Here is a 362-nt window from a genome sequence, read left to right on the forward strand (position 1 = left end):
GTTATCTTTGGCTGAAAAAGTGCAGCACGCGCAAGGCTGAGGAAGTTTGCCAGGCTACGATCAGATTATTGGAACCGATCAAAGCGCATCTAAAAACAATTACCGCGGACAATGGTAAAGAGTTCAGCCTGCATGAGTATGCTGCTCAGGAATTAGATATAGATTGGTATTTCGCTGATCCCTATAGCGCCTGGCAGCGAGGAACAAATGAAAATACGAATGGATTGATCAGACAATATATTAGAAAAGGCAGTGACTTAAATGACTATACGGATGCATATATTGCAGAAATTACTCAACGCTTGAATCATCGTCCAAGAAAAAGACTCGGCTTTAAAAGTCCGAGTCAGGTATTATGGCAA

General features: G+C 41.7%; 1 protein-coding gene. It reads left to right on the forward strand.

What is annotated here, in order from left to right; all coding sequences use genetic code 11:
- Positions 1-11 precede the first annotated feature (11 nt).
- Positions 12-362, forward strand: a 351-nt coding sequence (locus E2K52_RS14955) for an IS30 family transposase (RefSeq protein WP_227548264.1), incomplete at its 3' end; no start/stop codon positions are given.

Origin of the sequence: Acinetobacter sp. RF14B (assembly GCF_006864105.1) — a bacterium.
In the GTDB taxonomy this organism is placed as follows: domain Bacteria; phylum Pseudomonadota; class Gammaproteobacteria; order Pseudomonadales; family Moraxellaceae; genus Acinetobacter; species Acinetobacter lwoffii_C.